The sequence below is a fragment of the Streptomyces sp. NPDC059524 genome (assembly GCF_042749255.1).
GTDB classification, from domain to species: Bacteria; Actinomycetota; Actinomycetes; order Streptomycetales; family Streptomycetaceae; genus Streptomyces; species Streptomyces xanthii.
This window is the reverse complement of sequence record NZ_JBHYTK010000024.1, coordinates 23465-39661: the sequence shown is the minus strand read 5'-3', so window position 1 is coordinate 39661 and position 16197 is coordinate 23465. Positions and strand designations below refer to the sequence as shown.

The 16197-nt window shown below is 74.5% G+C and carries 4 protein-coding genes (1 of these 4 running past the window's edge); all 4 read left to right on the top strand.

Going from position 1 to position 16197, the window contains the following annotated elements:
* Tightly spaced (each overlapping or abutting the next), the 4 genes in view from ACFW9D_RS10015 to ACFW9D_RS10000 form a layout consistent with a single transcriptional unit that may run on beyond the window.
* On the top strand, window positions 1-13716 hold the 3' portion of the coding sequence (locus tag ACFW9D_RS10015) for an SDR family NAD(P)-dependent oxidoreductase (protein ID WP_384619894.1). The gene continues 8355 nt to the left of window position 1, outside the view; 13716 of the gene's 22071 nt are visible here — the last part of the coding sequence; the start codon falls outside the window, past its left edge; its stop codon occupies window positions 13714-13716.
* Window positions 13713-14693 (top strand): LnmK family bifunctional acyltransferase/decarboxylase, encoded by a 981-nt coding sequence (locus ACFW9D_RS10010; RefSeq protein WP_384619891.1) that lies wholly within the window; start codon window positions 13713-13715, stop codon window positions 14691-14693. Before ACFW9D_RS10015 ends, ACFW9D_RS10010 begins: the two co-directional genes overlap by 4 nt.
* The gene (locus tag ACFW9D_RS10005) at window positions 14690-14950 is read left to right on the top strand and encodes an acyl carrier protein (protein ID WP_188341934.1); all 261 of its coding nucleotides are present in this window, start codon (window positions 14690-14692) and stop codon (window positions 14948-14950) included. Before ACFW9D_RS10010 ends, ACFW9D_RS10005 begins: the two co-directional genes overlap by 4 nt.
* Window positions 14947-16197, top strand: coding sequence for a hydroxymethylglutaryl-CoA synthase family protein (locus ACFW9D_RS10000; protein ID WP_384619888.1), 1251 nt, complete (start codon window positions 14947-14949; stop codon window positions 16195-16197). Before ACFW9D_RS10005 ends, ACFW9D_RS10000 begins: the two co-directional genes overlap by 4 nt.

Here is a 16197-nt window from a genome sequence, read left to right as displayed (position 1 = left end):
CTCGTGCTGCTGCGCGACGGCACCCGCCTGGAGCGGGTCTTCGAACCGCTGCGGACCGAGGCACCCCAGGGCACGGCTCCCTTCCGCGAGGGCGGGGTGTACGTCCTGGTCGGCGGCGCCGGCGGGATCGGCTTCGCGCTGAGCCGCCTGCTCGCCCGGATCGCCCGGGCCCGCCTGGTGTGGATCGGCCGCAGCCCCGAGGGGCCCGAACACCGGGCGAAGGCCGCCGAGATCGCCGCTCTGGGCGGCGAGGTGCTGTACGTGTCGGCGGACGTCGCCGACGAGGCGGCGCTGCGGCGCGGCCTGGAGACGGTGCACGCCCGGTTCGGCACGGTCGACGGCGCCGTGCACGCGGCCCTGGACCTGCGGGACCGCACCATCGCCCAGATGGACGAGGCGGACTTCCTCGCCGGTCTGGCGCCCAAGGTCGCCGGGATGACCGCGTTCGCGCGGGTCTTCGGCGCCGAGCCGCTGGACTTCATGCTGGTCTTCTCCTCCGCGGTGTCGTTCGTGGAGGCGGGCGGGCAGGCCAACTACGCGGCGGCCAGCACCTTCGAGGACGCCTACGTGCAGTGGCTGGACCGGCGGCACGACTACCCGGTGTCCGTCGTGAACTGGGGCTTCTGGGGCAGTGTCGGCGCGGTCGCCAACGACCGTATGAGGGCCGCGTTCGGCCGCCTGGGCGTCGGCTCCGTCGAGCCCGCGGAGGGCATGGCGGTGCTGCGCCGGGTCGTCTCCGGACGGCTGCCCCAGACGCTCGCGATGAAGGCGGACCGCGCGGCGCTGCCCGCCATGGGCATCCGGGTCGCGGGAACGCCCGACGCCGCCCCGGCGCCCGCGGCCCCGGCGCAGCGCCCGCAGGCCGCGGCGGACCGCACACCGGCCGCCGCCCCCGGCGGGGCTCCGTCGGCCGAGGCCGTACGGGCCTACGTCGCCGGGGTGTTCGCGGAGGTCCTCAAGTACGACAGCGCGGCGCTCGACCCCTCGGCGACGTTCGAGACCTTCGGCGTCGACTCGCTGGTCAGCCTCAACATCGTCGACCGCTTCGAGCAGGACCTCGGCGACCTGCCGCAGACCCTGCTGTTCGAGCACATGACGATCGACCAGGTCGGCGCGTACTTCCTCGCCGAGCACCAGGAGCGGCTGACCGCCGTCCTCACCCCCGGGCGGTCGGGCGCGGCCCCGGCATCCGCCGGAGAACCCGTGGCGGCCGCCCCGACCGCGGCTGCGGCCGCGGACGACGCTGACGTCGCGGTGTTCACCCGGGCTCAGGAGGCGTTCGCCCGGGTCGAGGCGTTCAGCCGGGACCTGCTGTGCCGGACGTTCCCGCACCTGGACGGCGTGCCGGCGGCCGGTGAGCGGATCACGGCCGACGCGCTGGCCGGCCGGCTGGGCGTGGTGCGCCGGCACCGCCGGCTGTTCGACGCCGCGTTGAGCGTGCTGCGTTCCTGCGGCGCGGTGACCGGCGACGCGGACGGGCTCGTGTTCAACGGTCCCGCCACGCTGCCGGACGAGCCCGTGGACGGCGCCGAAGTCGCCTCCCGCTACCCGGAGATGAGCGGTCACGTCACGCTCCTGGAGCGGACCCTCGGGGCGCTCGGCGAGGTCCTCGCCGGCCGCCGCAATCCGATGGACGTGCTCTTCCCGAAGGGGTCGGTGGCTCTGGTCGAGCCCATCTACAAGGGCCAGCCCATCGCCGACCACTACAACCGGCTGCTCGGCGAGGAGGTCGCGGACGCGGCCCGCCGGATCCGCGCGGAGCAGGGCCGCCCGGCCCGGATCCTGGAGATCGGCGCGGGCACCGGGGCCAGCTCCCGGACCGTGCTCCCCGCGCTGGCCGCGGCGGACGCCGAGGCCCACTACTGCTACACCGACATCTCCCCCGCCTTCCTGCGCCACGGCGAGCGGGAGTTCGGGCCCGAGCACGGCGCGATGCTGGCCTTCCAGGTCCTCGACATCTCCCAGGACCCGGCGGCCCAGGGCGTCGAGACCGGCTCGTACGACGTCGTGCTCGGCACGCACGTCCTGCACGCCACCCCGGACATGGAGCGCACGCTGGCCCACATCCGCACCCTGCTGCGGCCGGGCGGCCTGGTGCTCGTCAACGAGATCACCCGCTTCTCGGAGTTCCTCACCCTCACCTTCGGCCTGACGACCGGCTGGTGGATGTACGAGGACGCGGAGCGCCGGCTGCCGCACTCGCCGCTGCTGGCGCCCGCGCAGTGGCGCGAGGCCGCGGCGGCGGCCGGGCTGCGCACCGTGCGCACCCGGGGCCTGCCCGGCGTCGCCGCGGACGACCTCGAGCAGTCGCTGGTCGTGGCGGAGCGGCCGGCCGAGGACGCCGTCGGTGCCGTGCCGGGTGCGGCGGCCGAGGGGGTGTCGCCCGGCTCCGTACGCTCCTACGTCACCGGGGTGTTCGCCGAGGTGCTCAAGTACCGCGCCGAGGACCTGGACCCGGCAGCGACGCTGGAGACGTTCGGCGTCGACTCGCTGGTCAGCCTGAACATCGTCGACCGGCTGGAGCAGGATCTGGGCGACCTGCCGCAGACGCTGCTGTTCGAGCACACGAGCATCGAGCGGCTCGCGGAGTACCTGGCCGCCGAGCACGCGGAGGCGCTCACCCGGGTACTGGGCGAGCCGGCCGGGCCGCCGGAGCCCGTGGCCAGCGCGCCGGTACGCGAGGCCGCCGCGCCCTCCGAGCCCTCGGCGACCGCTGCCGTGACGGTGCCGGTGACGGCCGAGGCCCGGCCCTCCGCTCCCGCCGAAACGCCGGCCCGGGCTACGACTCCGGCCCCGGCTCCGGTTCCGGCCCCGCAGGAACCCTCGGACGCGGCTGCGGACGCGCTCGACATCGCCGTCATCGGCGTCGTCGGCCGCTACCCCAACTCCCCTGACCTGGAAGCCTTCTGGCGCAACCTGTCCGAGGGCCGCAGCTGCATCCGCGAGATCCCGTCCGAGCGCTGGGACTGGCGCCGCAACTTCGACCCGGACAAGAACGCCAAGCACCGCAGCTACAGCCGCTGGGGCGGTTTCCTCGATGACATCGAGATGTTCGACGCCCCGCTCTTCGGCGTCCTGCCGCGCGACGCCGCCGACATCGACCCGCAGGAACGGCTGTTCCTGGAGACCTGCTGGGAGCTCCTGGAGACCACCGGCCACCTCGGCCCGTACACCCACGAGCCGCAGACCGGTGTGTTCGCCGGGCTGATGTACGGCGAGTACGGGCTGCTCGCGGCGGCCACCGACTGGCCCTCGGGCCGCTACGCCACCGGCCACTCCGCGTACTGGTCGATGGCCAACCGGGTCTCCTACACCTTCGATCTCCAGGGGCCGAGCCTCGCCGTCGACTCCGCCTGCTCGTCCGCGCTCAGCGCGATCCAGCTGGCCTGCGAGAGCATCCGGCGCGGCGAGTGCCGGATGGCCATCGCCGGCGGCACGAACCTGATCCTGCACCCGGCCCACTTCGCGGCCCTGTGCGCCCGCAACATGCTCTCGGCCGGCGACGCCTGCCGGGTCTTCGACGCGGGCGCCGACGGGTTCGTGCCGGGCGAGGGCGCGGGCGCGGTCCTGCTCAAGCCGCTCGCGCAGGCCGAGGCCGACGGCGACACGATCTGGGGCGTCGTCAAGGGCGCCTTCAGCAACGCGGGCGGCAAGGTCAGCGGCTACACGGTGCCCAACCCGAACGCCCAGGCCCGCCTCGTGGAGCAGGCCCTGGACCGGGCCGGGGTGCATCCCCGGACCGTGTCGTACGTGGAGGCCCACGGCACCGGGACGGCTCTCGGCGACCCGATCGAACTGGGCGGTCTCACCAAGGCGTTCCGCGCCGCGGGCGCCACCGACGAGGGCTTCTGCTCCGTCGGCTCGGTCAAGTCGAACATCGGTCACCTGGAGGGCGCGGCCGGCATCGCCGCCGTGACGAAGGTGCTGCTGCAGCTCAAGCACAAGACGCTGGCGCCCACCATTCATCTCGACACCCTCAACCCGAAGATCGCCTTCGAGGGTTCGCCGTTCCGGCCGCAGCGCGTCGCCGAGCCCTGGGACCGTCCGGTCGCCGAGGTGGACGGCGTGGAGCGCAGCTGGCCGCGGCGGGCCGGTATCAGCTCGTTCGGAGCGGGAGGAGCGAACGTGCACATGGTGCTGGAGGAGTACTCCGGCCCCGGTCCGCAGGAGGGCGCGGCCGCCGCGCAGGAGCCGGAGCTGTTCGTGCTCTCCGCTCTGGACCGCGGCACCCTCGCCACCTACGCGGAGCGGGTCGCCGACTTCCTGGACACCCCCGACGGGGCCCGGGTCCCGCTCGCGGACCTGGCCCACACGAGCCGGACCGGGCGCCGTGAGCTGCCCGAGCGGCTCGCGGTGACCGCCACGACGCACGCCCAGCTCTCGGCCCGGCTGCGGCAGTTCGCCGCCGCCGGGGAGGACGGGACGGGCGCGGGCGTCGTGCTCGGCACCGCGCGCAAGGGCGGCCCGGCCGAGGGCCCGGCCGCCGAGGAGCTCGCCGCCGCGCTGACCGCACGGCAGTGGGACACGGCGGCCGCGCACTGGGTCGCCGGCGGCCGCGTCGACTGGCGCACGGCGAACGGGGACCGGCGCCCGCGCAAGGCGGCGTTCCCGACATACCCGTTCCACCGCAGCCGCCACTGGATCACCTCGGACCCGGACCACCTGGCACCGGAGCTCCAGGACGTGGCGCGGCGTGCGGACCAGACGCAGGAGGCCGCGGGATCCGCGGCCGCGCCGGAGCTCCCGGGCGCGGAGAAGCCCGTGGAGAAGGCTGCGGCCGAGGGGCAGGGCGTGGCGAAGCCCGGCGACGGGGCGCAGGAGGCGCCGGTCACGGGCCGGCCTGTGACCGAGCTCCCGGGCGCGGCGGAGGCCGCGCAGGCCCCCTCGGCCGCACCCCACGACGCGGCGCGGCCCGCCGAGGCGACGCCGGTCGCGGTGCAGCCCGCGGCGGTGGCGCTGCCGGAGGCGGACGGTGCGGGCGGTGCGGACGACGTCACCGTCGAGCGGGCCGCCAGCCACCCCGCCCTGGCCGTCGCGGCACACCACCGGATCTCCGGCAGCCGCTGGGTGCCCGGAGTGGCGCTGCTCGAACTGGCCCGTGAGGCCTGTCCGGTGGCGGACGCGGACGACTCGGGGCTCGGCCTGCCGTTCCGGGTCACGGACGTGCGCTGGAACCGGCCCGTCGACCTGGACGCGGGCACCGAGCGGGTGCGTCTCGGCTTCACCGGGACGGACGGCGGACAGGCCTTCCGGGTCATGGCCGAGGGGCCGTCCGGCGCCGTCGTCGCCGCGCGGGGCGTCCTGACCCCGGGCCCGTGCACCCAGGACGCCGGCCTCGACCTGACCGCGCTGCGGGAGCGCTGCGCCGAGCGCCCCGACCCGTGCGAGTTCTACGACGCGTTCGCGCGGGCCGGTCTGGAGTACGGGCGTCCGCTGCGCACCGTCGCCGGTCTGTGGACCGGCGCGGGAGAGACCCTGGTCCGGCTCAGCCTGGGCCGGGTGCAGCGCCAGATCGGCTCGCCGCACGTCCTGCACCCGGCGCTGCTCGACGGCGCGCTCCAGTCGGTGTCGACGCTGTGCGCGCAGGACGAGTCGTACCTGCCCGTGGGCATCCAGGAGGTCCGGGCGCACGCCGAACTGCCCGCCGACAGCTGGGCCCACATCCGTGAGGTCACCCCGGCCGGGGCGGCGAACGGGCGGCGCCGGTTCGACATCCGGCTGTCCGACGGCTCGGGGCGGGTGCTGCAGGCGGTGGACGGTCTGGAGATCGCTCCGCGTGCGGGCGCCGGTGCCTCCGCCCCGGAGACCCGGACCCGCTATCTGGCCCCGGTCTGGGCCCCTGCCCCGCTGCCCCCGGCCACCGAGGACGCCCCCGGCGCCGTACTGCTGTGCGGGACCAGGACTCCGCGTCTGCTGGAACTGGCCGCCGAGCTGGCGGAGTCGGGCCACACCGTGGTGTGCGCGGCCGACGGCTCCGCCTTCGCGCTCGACACGTCGGGTCCGTACCTCGCGTACTCGCTGCGCGGCACCGACCCGGCCGAGCACACCCGGCTGACGGAGGACCTCGCCCAGCGGGGACTGCTGCCGCAGGCCGTCGTGCATCTGGCGGACGAGGAGACCGGTGCGGCCCAGGAGGTCCTTCCGTTCGTCCTGTGGTCGGCGGTGGCCGTGCTCGGCCGTCCCGAACGCCCGGCGCTGCGCGTCGTGTTCGCCCACCGCCGTGGCCCGCGGGGCGCGTCCGCCCACCACGTGGCCGTGGGCGCGACGCTGCGCACGCTGGGTCTGGAGCACAGCAGGTTCTCCGGCGTCCGGCTGGAACTCCCGGCCGAGGGCGTCGGCGCCCGGGCGGTCGTCGACGAGCTGCGCGCGGCGCGCCCCGGCGCCGTCGAGGTCGCCCTGGCCGAGGACGGCACCCGCAGCGAGAAGAACCTGGAGTCCTTCGAGCCGCCGGCCGCCCGGCCGTGCGACTTCACGCCGCGCGCGGACGGCGCCTATCTGATCACCGGCGGCGCGGGCGCGCTCGGGCTGCACTTCGCGCGGTTCCTGGCCGAGCGCGCGGTGGACGGCACGACGATCGTGCTCGCGGGACGCTCGCGGCCGGGCCCGGATGCGGCGGCGCGGATCGAGGAGCTGAACGGGGCGGGGGTCCGGGTGCTGTTCCGGGCCGCCGACCTGACGGACGCCGCGTCGGTGCGGGACCTGGTGGCCTCGGTCGGCGCCGAGTTCGGCCCGCTGCGCGGCGTGCTCCACTCGGCCGGCGTGACGCGGGACGCCCGCGCGGTCAAGAAGACGGCTCGGGAGCTCACGGAGGTGCTCGCGCCGAAGGTGACGGGCACCGTGCACCTGGACGCGGCGACGGCGGACCAGCCGCTGGACTTCTTCGTCCTGTTCTCGTCGATGTCCGGTGAGGCGGGCAATCTCGGGCAGGCGGACTACGCGTACGCCAACGCCTTCCTGAACGCCTTCGCCGCGGACCGCGAGGAACAGCGCGCGCGGGGCCTGCGCTCCGGACGCACGCTGTCGATCGGCTGGCCGCTGTGGGCGGACGGCGGGATGACGGTGGACGACGCGACCCGCGAACTGTTCGCCCGCACCTGGAACATGGTGCCGCTGAGCACCCGGGCCGGCCTGGAGGCGTTCGTGCGCGGCCTGGCCTGCGAGCTGCCCGCCCTGTGTGTGGTGGAGTCGCTCGCCGGTCGGGAGACGGCGGCCCCGGCGGCCTCCGCGAAGCCCGCAGTCACGGCCGTCACGGCCGTCACGGCCCCGGCGGGCCCGGCGCTGGACGAGGAGCGGCTGCGGTCGCTCGTGGAGGACGAGACGCGGGTCCTCGCCTCGGGCTTCCTGCTCGTGGACCCGACCGAGGTCGACGTCACGGCCGAACTCCTCGAGCTCGGCTTCGACTCGATCACGCTGACCGAGCTGGTCAACAAGGTCAACGAGCGGTTCGGGCTCGATCTGCTGCCGACGGTTCTCTTCGAGTGCCCCGACCTGACCTCGTTCGCCGCGTACCTGACCGAGCATCACGCGCCGGAACTCTCGGCCCACTACGCGCCCGCCGCCGGCCCGGAGGACCAGGAGCGGTCCGCTCCGGAGCCGGTCCTGGAACCCGAGCCCGAGCCCGTGAGGGTCGTCGAAGCCGACCGCCAGCCGGCCGCCGGGACCTCCGACGCCCCGGCCCCGGCACCGGCACCGGCACCGGCGGCACCCGCCCGGTCGGAGATCGCCGTCATCGGCATCTCGGGGGTGTTCCCCGGCTCTGAGGACGCCGACGCGTTCTGGGCGCACCTCGCGGCCGGCACCGACCTGGTGCGGCCGGTCCCCGAGGACCGCACCGCGATCCGCGCCAAGGCCGCCACCCGCGACCTGCGCGGCGGCTTCCTCGACTCCGTCGACACCTTCGACGCGCGCCTCTTCGGCATCTCGCCCAACGAGGCCGCCCTGATGGACCCGCAGCAGCGGCTCTTCCTGCAGAGCGCCTGGCACGTCTTCGAGGACGCGGGCTACCGGCCGGCCGACCTCGCGGGCAGCGCGTGCGGGCTCTTCGTCGGCGTCGCCACGCACGACTACGACGACCTGCTCAAGGAGAGCGGTGTCGCGGTCCAGGCCCACACGGCGACCGGCATCGCGCACTCGGTGCTGGCCAACCGGGTCTCGTACCTGCTCGATCTGCACGGCCCGAGCGAGGCCGTCGACACGGCGTGCTCCAGCTCCCTGGTCGCCATCCACCGCGCGCTGCGCGCCATCCAGGACGGCGAGTGCGAACTGGCCGTCGCCGGTGGCGTCAACGTGATCCTGACGCCGGGGCTCCTGGAGTCCTTCAGCCAGTCGGGGATGCTCAGTGCCGACGGCCGCTGCAAGACCTTCGACGCCGAGGCCGACGGGTACGTACGCGGTGAGGGCGTCGGCGCGGTCCTGCTGAAGCCGCTGGAGCGGGCCGAGGCGGACGGCGACCACATCTACGCCGTCGTCAAGGGCACCGCCGTCAACCACGGCGGCCGCAGCAACTCGCTGACCGCCCCGAACCCGGAGTCCCAGGCCCGTGTCGTCGCCGCCGCCGTGCGCGCGGCGGGCGTGGAGCCGGACACCATCACGTACATCGAGGCGCACGGCACCGGCACCCGGCTCGGCGACCCCGTCGAGATCGAGGGGCTGAAGAAGGCGTTCGCGACGCTGCACGAGGAGCGCGGCGAGGCCGTGCCGGACAGCGGCCGGATCGCCGTGGGCGCGGTGAAGACGAACATCGGCCATCTGGAGACGGCCGCCGGTATCGCGGGCATCGTCAAGGTGGTGCAGAGCATGCGCCACCGGGAGCTGCCCGCCAGCCTGCACCTGCGGAACCTGAACCCGTATCTGCGCCTGGACGGCACTCCGTTCAGCGTCGTCGACCGGCACCGGACGTGGGAGCCCGCCCTGACCTCGGACGGGCGCCGGGTGCTGCGCGCCGGGATCAGCTCGTTCGGGTTCGGCGGCTCCAACGCCCACATCGTGCTGGAGGACCGTCCGCCGCGTCCCGTCTCTCCCGTGCAGGACTTCGCGCCGCACACGGTGCCGCTGTCGGCGGGCGACCCGGACGATCTGCGCGCCTACGCCGGGCGTCTGGCCGGGCAGTTGGCCCGTACGCCCGAGGCCGACCTGGCCCGGGTCGCGTACACCTTGCAGACGGGGCGCACCGAGCACCGGTACCGCTTCGCCGTGCGGGTGCGTGACCGGGCGGAGCTGATCCAGGCCCTGGAGACGTACGCGGCGGGCGAGCTGCCCGCCCACGCCGCCGCCGACACGGCCCGGCGCGACGTCCCCGCGGTGCGCGGCGACGAGGATCCCGCGCTGCTGGCCAAGCTCTGGTGCGAGGGCGCGGCCGTGCCGTGGCACGCGTGGTGGCCGTCGTCACCGGGCCGGATCCCGCTGCCCACCGCCCCGTTCGCCCGCACCCGGCACTGGTTCCGCGCCCCGGAGCCCGAGCCGGAGGCCACGCCGGCCCCCGCGCCCGAGCGGGAGCCCGAGTCCGTACGGGAGCACGTGCGCGTGCCCGAGCCCGTGCGGAGCGCGGACGCCGCCCGTTCCCGCCCCCGAACCCGTACCCCCCTGTCCCGTCCCGGCGCCGGCAAGGAGACCGCCATGACAGCCCGCAGCGACACACCCCCGACGCGCCGGGGCCCCCGGATCCGGCTCGCGGCTCCGGGCCGTCCGGCGGACACCGCGCCGCCCGCGCCCGCACCCGTCACACCCGCTCCGGTCACTCCCGCTCCGGCCCCCGCCGCCGCTCCGCCGGCCGCGCCCGCCCCGGCCCCGGTGCGCATTCCGGTGCAGCCGGGCCCGGAGACGCGGGAGACCGTCGCGGCCGCTCCGGATGTCGCCGCGACCCTCGTGGCCCTGCTGCGCGGCGAGTTGTCGACGATCCTGGGCACGCCCCCGGAGGAGGTCGAGAACGACACCCCGTTCGGTGAGCTGGGGCTCGACTCCATCTACCGCATGGACCTCATCCGCACCGTCAACGACCGGTTCGGCCTGGACCTCAAGGCCGCCGAGCTCTACAACTACGACACCGTCGACAAGCTCACCGCGTTCGTCGCGCCCCTGTGCGGCCCCGCGTCGGCTCCCGCCGCTCCCACCGCTGCCGCACCGGCACCGGCACCGGCACCCGCACCGGAGACCACCGTTACTGACACCCCGTCCGCTCCCGAGCGCATGGCGGACCTGGTCCGCGACGTCGTGCGGCAGGAGCTCGGCCGGGACCTGGACGGCGCGCTGTCCTTCGTCGACAACGGCTTCGGGTCCTTCGACATGCTGCGCGTCGTCGCCGCGCTGGAGCGGGTCTTCGGCGCCCTGCGCAAGACGCTGCTGTTCGACCACCCGACCCTCGGCGCGCTCGCCGCGCACCTGGCCGAGACGCATCCGGACGCCGGCCCGGCCACCCCGGCCACCCCGGCCAGGAGCACCACCACGGCCCGGGAGCCGTACACGGGCGGCGCCCTGGTCGTCGAGAAGAGCGCGCTGCGCGAGCAGCCCGCGATCGCCGAGACGGTCGCCGGCCTGGAGGCCGCGTACGGGCGCGAGGGCGGCCTCCCCGGCCGCGACATCGCCCCGCTGATCTTCCTGGGCGCGGACCGCACCTCGTACTTCAACTTCTCGATCCGCGACGACGCGATGCTCACCTGGAGCTACGTCGGCCCGTCGGCGGACATGCCCGCGCTGGCCACGGAGTTCGTCCGCTACGGGCAGGCCCACGGCCTGGGCGCGAACATCGTCTCGCTGATCCGCCTGGAGGAGGTCGACGGAGTCCGGTTCACGGCCACGCCGTTCGGCGCCCTGCAACGCCTGGAGGACATCTCGGACTTCAGCCTGGAGGGCGGCCCGATGCAGCGGCTGCGCTACGCGGTCCGCAAGTTCGAGAAGGCGGGCACCTGCCGGACCGAGGAGTACACCGTCGGCTCCGACCCGCGCACCGACCAGGAGATCACCTTCCTGATCGACCGGTGGGCCGCCGCCAAGGACATGGTCAACCCGTACGTGTCCACGGTCCGCGAGGAGATCGGCCGGGGCATCCTCGCCGAGCGGCACCGGATGTTCCTGACGTACCTGGACGACCGGATGGTCGCCGCGGTCATCGTCACCAAGATCCCGTCCGAGGACGGCTATCTGCTGGACCTGGAGTTCTACCCGGAGGACGCCCCGATGGGCGCCCTCGACCACACCGTCGTGCAGATCATCCGGCAGACGGCCCGGGAAGGCTGCACCGTCTTCAGCTTCGGCGGCAGCTTCGGCGCCAAGGTCTGCGAGTCGCCGAACGCGGCGCCCGAGGCCGAGGCCGCCCTCACCGACCTGCGCTCGCGCGGCATCTTCACCGGTGACGGCAACCTCCGCTTCAAGAACAAGTTCCGCACCAGGAACCTGCCGCTGTACCTGTGCCAGCCGGCGGACACGGAGCGCACGGACGTCTCGCGGCTGATCCTGATGATCGCCGACCCGGACGTGGGCGGCGCCGCTCCCACCACTCCCACCGCTCCCGTCGCTCCGGTCTCCGCGGTCCCCGCGCCGCAGGCCGCCCCGGCGCCGGCGCCCGTACCCGCAGCCGTCCCCGCCGCGTCCGTGACCGCTCCCGCCGCCACCCGGCCGCGCGAGGAGCAGCTGTCGCGCCACGGCTGGAACCCGCTGCACCTGGCGTCCTCCGACATCGAGTTCGACCTCGTCACCGACTCCTGGGCCGAGCTCGACCGCCCCTTCGTGCACGCCCGCACCGCCGAGCTGCACGCCCGTGCGGCCGGCCGGGCCGTGGGCCAGACCCTCGAGGGCCTCGACCTGCTGCCGTTCTCCTGCGTCGTGGCGACCACGTCCGGGCGCGCGGCGGAGGCGGCCCTGTGCCGGGCCTGGCCGCAGCAGGGCGTCGTCCTGCACAACTCCCTCTTCCCGACCTGGTACTTCAGCCACCTCGACCACGGCCTCACCCCCGTCGAGGCGCCCCGCGCCGCCGGATCGGGACCGGTCTTCCGCGGCGACCTAGACCTCGGCCGGCTCGACACCCTGCTGCGCGAGCACGCCGGCAAGGTCGCCTTCCTGTGCCTGGAGGTCAGCAACAACGCCCGGGGCGGCGCCGCGCTCAGCCTGCACAACCTGACGGGGGTCCGGGAGGTCGCCGACCGGCACGGGGTGCAGCTCGTCCTCGACGCCACCCGGATCCTGGAGAACGCGGCGCTCGTGGCCGCGCACGAGCCGGGGCAGCAGGACCGCGACCCGCTCGACGTGACCCGCGAGATGTTCTCCCTCGCCGACAGCGTCACCATCAGCCTCTCCAAGGACTTCGGCGTGGACTGCGGCGGCATCGTCGCCACCGACGACCCGACCGTCGCGCACCACCTGCGGGAGCGGATCGCGCTGCGCGGCCCCGAGGCCGGCCGCTCCGTGCGCGCGCTGGCGGCCGAGGCGCTGGAGGACACCGCGTGGGCGGTGCGCGAGACCGGCGAGCGGGTGCGGCGCGTGGCCGCGCTGCGCCGCGCGCTGGCCGGGGCGGGCGCTCCGGTCGTCACCGACGAGGCGACGCACTGCGTCCTCCTGGACACCGCCCGGCTGCCCGAACTCGACGGCCACGAGCACCCGGTGCCCGCCTTCCTGGCCTGGCTGTACCTGCACACGGGGATCCGCTCCGCCGCCCACCTGGACGGCACCACGGGCACCTCGTCCCTGGTGCGGCTCGCGCTTCCGGTGGGCCTGGACGCGGCCGCGGCCGACACTCTCACCGCGCGGCTGACCGCCCTGTTCTCCGCGCCGCGGCACATCCCGGACCTGGTGGCGGTGCCCGGCGACGGCCCCGCCGCCCTCGCCTCGTACCACCCGGCCGACCGGGTGCCCGACGACATCCGCGAGGCGATGAGCGAGGGCCACACCGCCGGCAACGACAACTGGACGGTCCTGCGTGAGCACCACCCGGGCGTCCGGCGGCAGTTGCTGCCCCTGGCCGCCGGCGAGGGCGGCGGCGACGTCGAGGTGTTCACCGCCGGCACCGGTCCGACGCTGCTGCTGATGCTGCCGTTCAACATCGGCGCCGGCCTGTTCGGTCCCCAGTTCGCGGCGCTCAGCGACCGCTACCACGTCGTCGTGGTCCACCACCCGGGCGTGGGCTCGACCACCGCCTGCGAGGAGCTCGGCTACGAGGGCATCGCGGACCTGTGCCTGCGCACGCTGCGGCGCCTCGGCGTCGACGGCCCCGTCCACGTGGCGGGCGCCTCGTTCGGCGGCATCACCGCCCAGACCTTCGCCCTGCGCCACCCCGAGTCCACGGCGTCGCTGACCCTGATCGGCAGCTCGTACAAGCTCGGCAACCGCGACGGGGAGGTCAACCGGCTGGCGCTGGTCGCCCGCGAGGACTTCGACCGGGTGCAGGAGCACAGCGGTTCGGCCCGCCTGGACCGGGAACGCGGCCGCTACGAACAGCTCCTGCTGCGCTGCGAGAGCATGGACCCGCAGACCGGCCTGCGCTACCTGGACGTCTTCGCCGCCGCACCGGACCTGCTCGGCCGCCTCGGCGACATCGCGGTGCCCACCCTGATCGTGCAGGGCCGGCACGACACCGTCATCCCGCAGAAGACGGCCCACCTGCTGCACGGCGCCATCCCGGACGCCCGCTTCCACGAGGTGCACGACGCCGGGCACTTCCCGAGCCTGTCGAGCTCCGACGAGTTCAACGCCGTCCTGTCCGCCTTCCTGGAGGAGCACCCGGCATGACCATCACCTCGACCGCCACGACCGCCACGGACACGGGACACGGCATCACCCGGACCGTCACCGTGCGGCCCGGCATGTGCGGCCCCGGCTCCCTGTTCCCCGGCCAGCTCGGCGACTGGACCTGGGAGACCGTCACCGCGCAGTGCGGCACGGACGTCTTCTCCGCCCGCGACGCCTCCGGCAACCCCACCTATCTGGCGTTCTACTACTTCCGGGTGCGCGGCGACCGCACGCTGCACCCGCGTTCCCTCACCTTCGGCGACCGCCTCACGGTGACCTCGGGCTGCTACGACCAGGGCACCGAGTCGGTCCTCACCCTGCACCGCGTCGACCGGGCCGGCACCCCCGGCGCGGACCGCCCGCTCGACCTGGCGGAGTTCTACGAGCGGCCGCGCGGCGGCACCCTGTACGTGGAGAACTTCAACCGCTGGGTGACGCGCTCCGCCCCGGACAGCAACCAGGGCCTGGTCAAGTCCTCGCCGCCGGACTTCCGCAACGACGGGCTGCCCGCGCTGCCCGCCGCGTACTCGCCGCGCGCCGTGTACCGCGAGGCCCGCGGCGCGCACACCTTCCGGGCCCCGAACGAGCCGGGATTCACGCCGCTGGACACGACCGTCGAGATCGAGCACCCGGTCGACGTCGTCCGCGACGTCAACGGCGTCGGCCTCCTCTACTTCGCCTCCTACTTCTCCATGATCGACGAGGCGGCGCTCGCGCTGTGGCGCCGGCTCGGCCGCTCCGACCGGGCGTTCCTGCGCCGCGTCGTCGTCGACCAGCAGGTCTGCTACCTCGGCAACGCCGACCTGGACTCGGTCCTGGTCCTCGGCGCGCACGCCCGGACCAGCACCACGACGCCCGGCGAGGAGATCGTCGACGTCGTGATCCGCGACCGCGACAGCGGCCGCGTCATCGCCGTCAGCACCCTGCACACCGTGCACGACCTGCACGGCTCCCACGACCCGAAGGGGCACGCATGACCCAGGCACCGATCGACGTGCGGGCGCATACCGCCGAGCTGGTGAAGGAGGTCGTCACGGAGATCCTGCCCGGCGTGGACCGCGACCTCATCGGCGGCTCCCGCCACCTGAAGGATCTGGGCGCCGACTCCGTGGACCGGGTCGAGATCATCGCCGCGCTCCTGGACCGCACCGGGGTGGACGCCCCGATGTCCGCCTTCAGCGACCTGCCCGACATCGACTCCCTCGTCGACTTCCTGAGCGGAGCCCCGCGATGAGCACGACCAACGCCCCGGGGGCGTACGGCATCGAGGCGCTGAACGTGTGGTGCGGGCTGGCGCGGCTCAGCGCCGCGGACCTGTTCGCCGGGCGCGGCCTGGACCCGGACCGCATCGACAACCTCATGATGTCCGAGCGCTCCATCGGCCTGCCGATCGAGGACCCGGTCACCAACGCCGTCAACGCGGCCCGGCCGATCGTGGACGCGCTGACGCCCGAGGAGCGGGACCGCATCGAGCTGGTGGTGACGTCCACCGAGTCGGGCGTCGACTACAGCAAGTCGCTCACCTCCTACGTCCACAAGTACCTGGGCCTGAACCGGCACTGCCGGCTCCTGGAGGTCAAGCAGGCCTGCTTCGGCGCGACCGCCGCGGTGCAGACGGCGCTGGGCTATCTCGCCTCCGGGATCTCCCCCGGTGCCAAGGCCCTGGTGATCGCCACGGACGTGGCCGTCGTGGACGAGAAGGCGGAGTACTCCGAGCCCGCGGCCGGGCACGGCGCGGCGGCCGTCCTGCTCAGCGACCGGCCCCGCGTGCTGACCATGGACCTCGGCGCGTTCGGCAACTACAGCTACGAGACGCTCGACTCGGCGCGCCCGTCGCCGCGCTTCGACATCGCGGACGTCGACCGCTCCCTGTTCGCGTATCTGGACTGTCTCAAGAACTCGTACGCCGACTACGCCTCGCGCGTCACCGATGTCGACTTCACCCGCGACTTCGACCATCTCGTCATGCACACCCCGTTCGCCGGTCTGGTCCGGGCGGGGCACCGCAAGATGATGCGTGAGCAGGGCGCGGCCGGCGCGACGGTCGACGCCGACTTCGCGCGCCGGGTCGCCCCGTCGCTGATCTATCCGGGCACGGTCGGCAACCTGTGCTCGGGCTCGGTGTACCTGGCGCTGGCCAGCCTCCTGGACTCGGGCGTCGTGACGAGCCCGCGCCGGGTGGGCCTGTTCTCGTACGGGTCGGGCTGTTCCTCGGAGTTCTTCAGCGGCATCGTCGACGAGGGGTCGGCCGCGGCCGTCGCCGAGCTGGGCATCGGCAAGCATCTGGAGGCCCGCGCCCGGATCACGTTCGAGGAGTACCTGGCGGTCCTGGAGCACAACCTGGAGTGCCTGGTGCCGGTGGAGAACCGGACCGTGGACCCCGAGCCGTGGGAGCCGCTGCTGGCCCGGGCCGGCGACCGCCCGGAGATCCTCACCTTCACCGGGGTCCGCGACTACCACCGGCAGTACGCGTGGCGCTGA

What these genes read in the sequence shown, in the direction of transcription:
- ACFW9D_RS10010 (WP_384619891.1), top strand. Translation starts at nt 13,713, where the DNA reads ATGACCATCACCTCGACCGCCACGACCGCCACGGACACGGGACACGGC.
- ACFW9D_RS10005 (WP_188341934.1), top strand. Translation starts at nt 14,690, where the DNA reads ATGACCCAGGCACCGATCGACGTGCGGGCGCATACCGCCGAGCTGGTG.
- ACFW9D_RS10000 (WP_384619888.1), top strand. Translation starts at nt 14,947, where the DNA reads ATGAGCACGACCAACGCCCCGGGGGCGTACGGCATCGAGGCGCTGAAC.